Source organism: Kitasatospora sp. NPDC001539 (genome assembly GCF_040298565.1).
Classification (GTDB): domain Bacteria; phylum Actinomycetota; class Actinomycetes; order Streptomycetales; family Streptomycetaceae; genus Kitasatospora.
On the sequence record NZ_JBEPAK010000344.1, the window covers coordinates 1 to 5,924 of the forward strand.

A 5,924-nucleotide genomic window follows, 5' to 3' on the forward strand; every position below is an offset into this window, starting at 1 on the left:
GCCGTGATGCCCCGCGCCGCCCTCTCGGGGGGTTTTCGGGGCGGCGCGGGGCGGCAACGGGGGCAGCCGGCGGATCAGGCCTGGATCTGCTTGCGGGTACCGCTGTGGCTGATCGCCACCTTGCGGGGCTTGGCCCGCTCCGCGACCGGGATGCGCAGGGTCAGGACGCCCTCTTCGTAGTCGGCCGAGATGCCCTCGGGGTCGAGGGTGTCGGACAGCATCACCTGGCGCGAGAAGACGCCGAGCGGACGCTCCGAGAGCTCCCACTTCACGTCGTCGCCCTGGTGGCGCGGACGGCGCTCGGCCTTGACGGTCAGCATGTTCCGCTCGACGTCGATGTCGATCGCCTCCGGGTCCACGCCGGGGAGGTCGAAGCAGATCACGTACTCGTCGCCGGTGCGGTACGCGTCCAGCGGCATGGGGGTGGGACGGGTCCACGTGCCGGTCGTGCCCAGGAACTGCTGGGTCAGACGGTCCAGCTCGCGGAACGGGTCGGTGCGCAGCAGCATCGCGAAACACCTCCAGTCGGATCGATGGGTGCCAGTGCGCTTCACCTGTCATTGTTGTAACACGTCATCCATCCGATGACAAACCTCTCGTGTCGTCGGTACGGTGACTACATGAGTGCGAAGCCGCCGAAGCCCGTTTCCGGTCCCGCTCCGAGCGCGGAGCCCGTCTCCTTCCTCGCCGCCGCCGCGGCGCTGGCCGCCATCGACGACGCCGTCCGGGCCGCCCAGGCGCCCGACGCGCCCGGGGCGGCCGATACCGCCGGGCGCCCCGCGCCGGTGCCCCATCAGGGAGGCCAGGAGCCCGACCCCGACCAGGCGCTGGCCGCCCTGGTGCTGCTGCGCGAGCTCCGCACCCAGCTGGCCGGCTGGGAGGCCGGCCTGGTGGAGACCGCCCGCGCCGCGGGTGCCACCTGGGCGGACCTGGCCCGGCCCATGGGCGTCGCCAGCCGCCAGGCCGCCGAGAACCGCTACCTGCGGCTGCGCCCCGCCGGTGCCGCCGACTCCGGCGCCGGGACCGGCGCCGAGCGCGTCAAGGCCGTCCGTGACCGCCGGGCCGCCGAACGCGCGATCACCGCCTGGGCCCGCGACAACGCCGCCGAACTGCGCGTCCTGGCCGCCCAGATCACCGCGGTCGGCCTCGCCCGCGAGGCCCGCCCCGCCCAGGCCGCGCTGACCGCCGCCCTCGGCACCACCGACGCCGCCGACCTGATCGAGCCCCTCGCCGGCATACGACCCCACCTGGGCACCGGCCACGCCGACCTCGCCACCCGCCTCGACGCCCTGGCCCGCCACACCGACCGGCTCCGCGACGCCAGCAACCGCCGCCGCGCCTGACCGGGCCTGCCCGCTCCGAGCGGTCGGATCCGAGTACGCGTACTCATGCCGCCCCCGCCGCCGTGCGGAATGATCGTCGCCGGACGGATCAGCCGGCGGAGCAGGGAGGGCACGGACGGTGAGCACACCCGGGGGGCGGGCGGCGGACGCTCGACGGCAGGACCACCGGTCGGCGATCGGCCGGTCCCGGACGGTCAGGGCGGCGGGGGTGGGAGCCGGTCTCGGGGCCGTGTCGATCGTGCTGGCCGCGCTGCCGTGGGCGGACGTCCTGCCGTGCGACGCACGGCAGGACTGGGACTGCCTGGGAGTGGCTCTGCTGTTCCTCGCGGTGGCCGCGGTGGTCGGTTTCCTGGCGAGCTGGCTGGCGCTGCGGTTGGCGGGCGTCCGGCCTGGCGAGTCGCCGTGGCGGTCGTCCTGGTCTTCTGGCTGGCGCGCGAACTGTTCGACCGGGCCGGGGCACCGGCCCTCCCGGAGGTGCTGTCCCCCCTGGTCACGGCCGCCGTGTTCGCGGTCGCCGCGGTCCTGGCCGCGCCCAGGCCGCTGCTCTGGCGGCCGCGGATCGTCCTGCTGGCCGTCCTCGCGCTGTGCTGGCCGCTGTCGGCGGTCCTCGGCGGTCACCGCACGGACGAGCGCCTGCGGGAGGCGCTCGCCGACGTCGGCGTGCCGCTGTACGCGCCCGACGTCACCGGCTACCACCTCGGCACTCCGCTGACCAGCAAGCCCGGCCGGTGGTTCGGCTACACCCTGCTGCCCGACCGCCCAGGCGTGGACGCGGGCGATCCCGGCCACTGGGCCGTCAGGGTGACGGTCCAACCCATGGAGCGCACCTTCCGGCCTCCGCACTGCGACTCGCTGGACCTGGGCAGCACGGTGTCCGGCGACGGCTGCGAGCAGGTCGCGCCGAACACCTGGCGCCGGGTCAACCCGTACGTGCTCTTCTACTTCGTCCGCCGTGGCGACCACCTGATCGTGATGTCCGCGGACGCCAGGAACACCCCCGAGGCCGACCTGCGCGCGCTGGCGTCGAGCCTCGCGGAGCGCGACCCGGACTACTTCGTCCGGTGAGGCCGCCCGCGCCGGTGGCGGTGCCGCGGCGGCCCGGCGCCCGTACCGCCCTCGCGGGCGCCGGGGCCGGCCACTCGTCCGCCGTAGACCGCCGTGCGGCCCTCGCGTCGGCGTGCTCGACTGAGGCTCGTCCCCCTCCGCACCCCGACACTGGAGCGCACCATGGCGATCGTCGTCGTCATCGAGACCCCGGGCATGAACCAGGCCATGTACGAACAGGGCACCGACAGACTCACCGGCGGCCGCGGGGTGGTCAAGAAGGCCTCCGACTGGCCCGTGCCGGGTCTCATCTCCCACGCGGCCGCACCCACCCCCGACGGCTGGTTGGTGGTGGACGTCTGGGAGTCGGAGGACGCCTTCCGGAAGTTCGGCGAGCACCTCCGGCCGATGCTCAGGGAGATCGGCGCGCCGGACGTGGAGCCGAAGATCTACCCGGCCTACAACGTCGTCACGTCCTGACTGGAGCCGCTGCCGCCCGGCGGTGCGGGCCCGGGTTCCGATTCCGGCCCAAGGCCGTCGGCCCTCCGCTCAGGCCGCGGGAGCGGACTGCGCGGGCACCCGGACCGCGCCGCCGGGGCCGGTGGCCTCCCGCCCGGACTCCGCGGCGGCGATCCGCTCCAGGCTCCGCCACAGGTCCAGGGCCTGCTCGTGCAGCCCCACGACGGTGAGGCTGCCCGCCTCGACCGCGCTGAGGTAGGCGTCTATGCCGGTGACCGCGTGGTGCACCTGTCGGCGCAGCGGCTCCACCCGCCCGCCGTCCTCGCCGTGCTCGCGCGGCGCGCCGATCCGCTCGGCCAGCAGGGACCTGAGCCGCTCCAGACCTTCCCTGCTCATCGGGTCCACGCTAACCATCTCCTGTCGAAGGGCCGCCACACGGATCCGCCGGGTCGGCGACGGCGGTGGCACCCCCACTGTTGGCCCGGCCGCCGCACATGTCAACAATTGCACGAATTGTATGTCGTGTTTTTTCGGTCGTAAAACCGGGTGGCACCGCACAGCCCGTCCGGGATCCGCGGCCCTTCGCGGAAACGCGTTGAGGCGACGGCCGTCGCCGCATAGCGTCGCCGGCAGGGCTGACGAGTGCTTCGGGCATCCACGGCTCGCCGCGATCCACGACCTCCTCGACCCCGACCGCGGTGACCTCCTGCCGTACGTCCGCATCGCCGAGGAGTGCGGAGCGCGCCGGGTGCTGGACATCGGCTGCGGGACGGGAGCGTTCGCCCTGCTGCTGGCCGATCGCGGGATCGAGGTCGTCGGGATCGACCCGGCGGCGGCCTCGATCGAGGTGGCCGAGGGCAAGCTGGGCAGTGGACGAGTGCGGTGGATCCGCGGTGACGCGTCGGCCCTCCCGCCGCTGCGGGTCGATCTGGTGACCATGACGGCGAACGCCGCCCAGGCCGTCGCCGACCCGGGGGTGTGGCGGGAGACCCTGTGCGCGGCCTACCGATCGCTGCGGCCGGGGGGCCGGCTGGTGTTCGAGACCCGGGATCCGGCCGCACGGGCCTGGGAGCGGTGGAACCCGGAGGCCTCGTACCGCACGACGGTGCTGCCGGGCGTCGGTGCGGTCGGGAGCTGGGCCGAGGTGACCGGTGTGAGCGGGCCGCTGGTGAGGTTCCGGTGGACCTACGTCTTCGCGGCGGACGGGCAGGTGCTGACCTCGGACTCGACCCTGCGCTTCCGGGAGCGCGAGGAGGTCGAGTCGGACCTCCGCGCGCAGGGGTACCTGGTCGACGACGTGCGGGAGGCTCCGGACCGCCCGGGCCGGGAGCTCGTGTTCCTCGCGCGCCGGCCGGAGGCGGGCTGAGCGGGCGCTCGAGGGCCGCCGGGAGGCCGGGAAGTCCGGCCACCGTCGGTGAGCGACCGCATTGACCGGGTGACGTCCGGGACAACGTAGGATGATTCAACTCCCGCGCTACGCGCGAAGAGTTCCATGAATTTTCCAAATGTCCGATTCTTCTCCCGCTTCACACGCTCGGAGCCACCCTCATGGACAACCTGTCCACCGCCGACACCGACGGCGCGATAGAGACGCGCGGTATCGAACCCGTCCCCGACCACGAGCGCGGGGGCAGAGTCCGCGAGCTCTTCCCGACCTGGGTCGCGGCGAACATCAGCGTCCTGCTGCTCACCATGGGCGCCGCCCTGGTGGTGTTCAACCAGTTGAACTTCTGGCAGGTCCTGGTCGTCGCGGCGTGTGCCGCCGTCGTCTCGTTCGGCATGGTCGGCGTGCTGTCGGTCTCCGGGAAGTGGGGCGGCGCCCCGGGCGCGACCCTGTCGCGGGCCACCTTCGGGGTGCGCGGGAACCTCTTCCCCGGCGCGATCCTCTGGATCGCCCGGTTCGGCTGGGAGACGATCAACGCCGTCACCGGCGCCTACGCCGTGCTGACCGTGCTCGACCTGCTCTTCGGCGTCAAGAGCAACACCGCGCTGATCGTGATCACGCTCTTCCTCTTCGTCGCCTGCACCTTCCTGGTCTCCGGCATGGGCCGCAAGGCGCTGAACGTCTGCAACACCTGGTCGACGTACCTCTTCGGCCTCTTCAGCGTGCTGGTGCTGGGCTACCTGGTCGCGACCATCCACTGGAGCGAGGTCTTCTCCAAGCCCGCGGGCACCACGGCGATGATGGTCGCCGGCGTCGGCACCATCGCCGCCGGCGGCATCAGCTGGGTCCCCACCGGCCCGGACTTCGCCCGCTACCTGCCGCACGCCGCCTCCGGGAAGAAGATCGTCGGCGTGACGGTCTCGGGCGCCGGCCTGGTGATGGTGCCGATGGTGCTGATGGGCGCGGTGATGGCGGTGGCCTCGCCCGGTCTGGCCGAGGCCTCCGACCCGGTCTCCTTCCTCGGTGACCTGCTGCCGACCTGGCTGGCGGTGCCCTACCTGCTGACCGCGATCGTGGGCATGCTGCTGATCAACAGCCTCTCGATGTACTCGGCCGGCTTCACCGCGCAGACCATGGGCGTCAAGCTGCCGCGCGCGCTGGCCGTCAGCATCAACGCGGTGATCTCGCTGGTCGGCGGCCTGATGCTGATGCTGGTCGCCAAGAGCTTCCTGGGCTCCTTCATCACCTTCCTGATCCTGCTCGCGGTGTCCTTCTCGGCCTGGATCGGCGTCTACGCGGTGGACATGTTCCGCCGCCGCTCCCGGGCGGTGCGCTACGACGCCGCCGCGCTGATGGACACCAGCAGGAACAGCCGGTACTGGTACGCGGGCGGCTTCTGCTGGCAGGCGATGGTCTCCTGGGTGGTCGCCCTGCTGTTCGGGCTGGCCTTCACCACGTGCGACTGGTTCGCCGGCCCGCTCTCCGGCACTCCCGTCGGCAAGTACGGGCTGGCCTGGGCGGCGACCATCGTGATCTCCGGCGTGATCATGGCCGTGCTCCCCGCGCCCCGGGAGAACACCTCCGCGACCGCCGGGCAGCCCGCCGGCCTCCCGGCGGAGCGCACCGACCGGGTCACCGTCTGACCCGCCCCCCGCGCACCCCGGACCGCCCGGTCCCCGGCTCGGCCGAGCCGG

The 5,924-nt window shown here is 73.1% G+C and carries 7 protein-coding genes; 5 read left to right on the plus strand and 2 right to left on the minus strand.

Annotated features, from left to right (window positions below):
• Nucleotides 1-74: 74 nt before the first annotated feature.
• The gene (locus tag ABT247_RS31110) at nt 75-509 is read right to left on the minus strand and encodes an Hsp20/alpha crystallin family protein (protein ID WP_350749319.1); all 435 of its coding nucleotides are present in this window, start codon (nt 507-509) and stop codon (nt 75-77) included.
• A 111-nt stretch (nt 510-620) separates the two neighbouring features.
• On the opposite strand from ABT247_RS31110, the gene ABT247_RS31115 reads away from it, so the two are divergent.
• The 3 genes from ABT247_RS31115 to ABT247_RS31125 all read left to right on the plus strand — a co-directional run bounded on the left by ABT247_RS31115 (nt 621) and on the right by ABT247_RS31125 (nt 2,867).
• Complete coding sequence (locus ABT247_RS31115) at nt 621-1,343, plus strand: hypothetical protein (RefSeq protein ID WP_350749321.1); 723 nt, start codon at nt 621-623, stop codon at nt 1,341-1,343.
• 402 nt (nt 1,344-1,745) lie between these two features.
• Nucleotides 1,746-2,408 (plus strand): hypothetical protein, encoded by a 663-nt coding sequence (locus tag ABT247_RS31120; RefSeq protein WP_350749324.1) that lies wholly within the window; start codon nt 1,746-1,748, stop codon nt 2,406-2,408.
• A gap of 162 nt (nt 2,409-2,570) precedes the next feature.
• Nucleotides 2,571-2,867 (plus strand): hypothetical protein, encoded by a 297-nt coding sequence (locus tag ABT247_RS31125; protein ID WP_350749327.1) that lies wholly within the window; start codon nt 2,571-2,573, stop codon nt 2,865-2,867.
• A gap of 69 nt (nt 2,868-2,936) precedes the next feature.
• Here the strand turns inward: ABT247_RS31125 and ABT247_RS31130 are convergent, their stop codons facing one another.
• On the minus strand, nt 2,937-3,242 hold the full coding sequence (locus ABT247_RS31130) for a hypothetical protein (protein WP_350749329.1): 306 nt from the start codon (nt 3,240-3,242) through the stop codon (nt 2,937-2,939).
• 199 nt (nt 3,243-3,441) lie between these two features.
• Between ABT247_RS31130 and ABT247_RS31135 the strand changes: the two genes are divergently transcribed.
• Nucleotides 3,442-4,212 (plus strand): class I SAM-dependent methyltransferase, encoded by a 771-nt coding sequence (locus tag ABT247_RS31135; protein WP_350749332.1) that lies wholly within the window; start codon nt 3,442-3,444, stop codon nt 4,210-4,212.
• 182 nt (nt 4,213-4,394) lie between these two features.
• Nucleotides 4,395-5,873, plus strand: coding sequence for a purine-cytosine permease family protein (locus ABT247_RS31140; RefSeq protein WP_350749335.1), 1,479 nt, complete (start codon nt 4,395-4,397; stop codon nt 5,871-5,873).
• The last annotated feature ends 51 nt before the right edge of the window (nt 5,874-5,924 follow it).

Excerpts from the sequence above, each read along its gene's own strand:
- ABT247_RS31110 (WP_350749319.1), bottom strand. The coding sequence starts at position 509 with ATGCTGCTGCGCACCGACCCGTTCCGCGAGCTGGACCGTCTGACCCAG.
- ABT247_RS31115 (WP_350749321.1), top strand. The coding sequence starts at position 621 with ATGAGTGCGAAGCCGCCGAAGCCCGTTTCCGGTCCCGCTCCGAGCGCG.
- ABT247_RS31125 (WP_350749327.1), top strand. The coding sequence starts at position 2,571 with ATGGCGATCGTCGTCGTCATCGAGACCCCGGGCATGAACCAGGCCATG.
- ABT247_RS31130 (WP_350749329.1), bottom strand. The coding sequence starts at position 3,242 with ATGAGCAGGGAAGGTCTGGAGCGGCTCAGGTCCCTGCTGGCCGAGCGG.
- ABT247_RS31140 (WP_350749335.1), top strand. The coding sequence starts at position 4,395 with ATGGACAACCTGTCCACCGCCGACACCGACGGCGCGATAGAGACGCGC.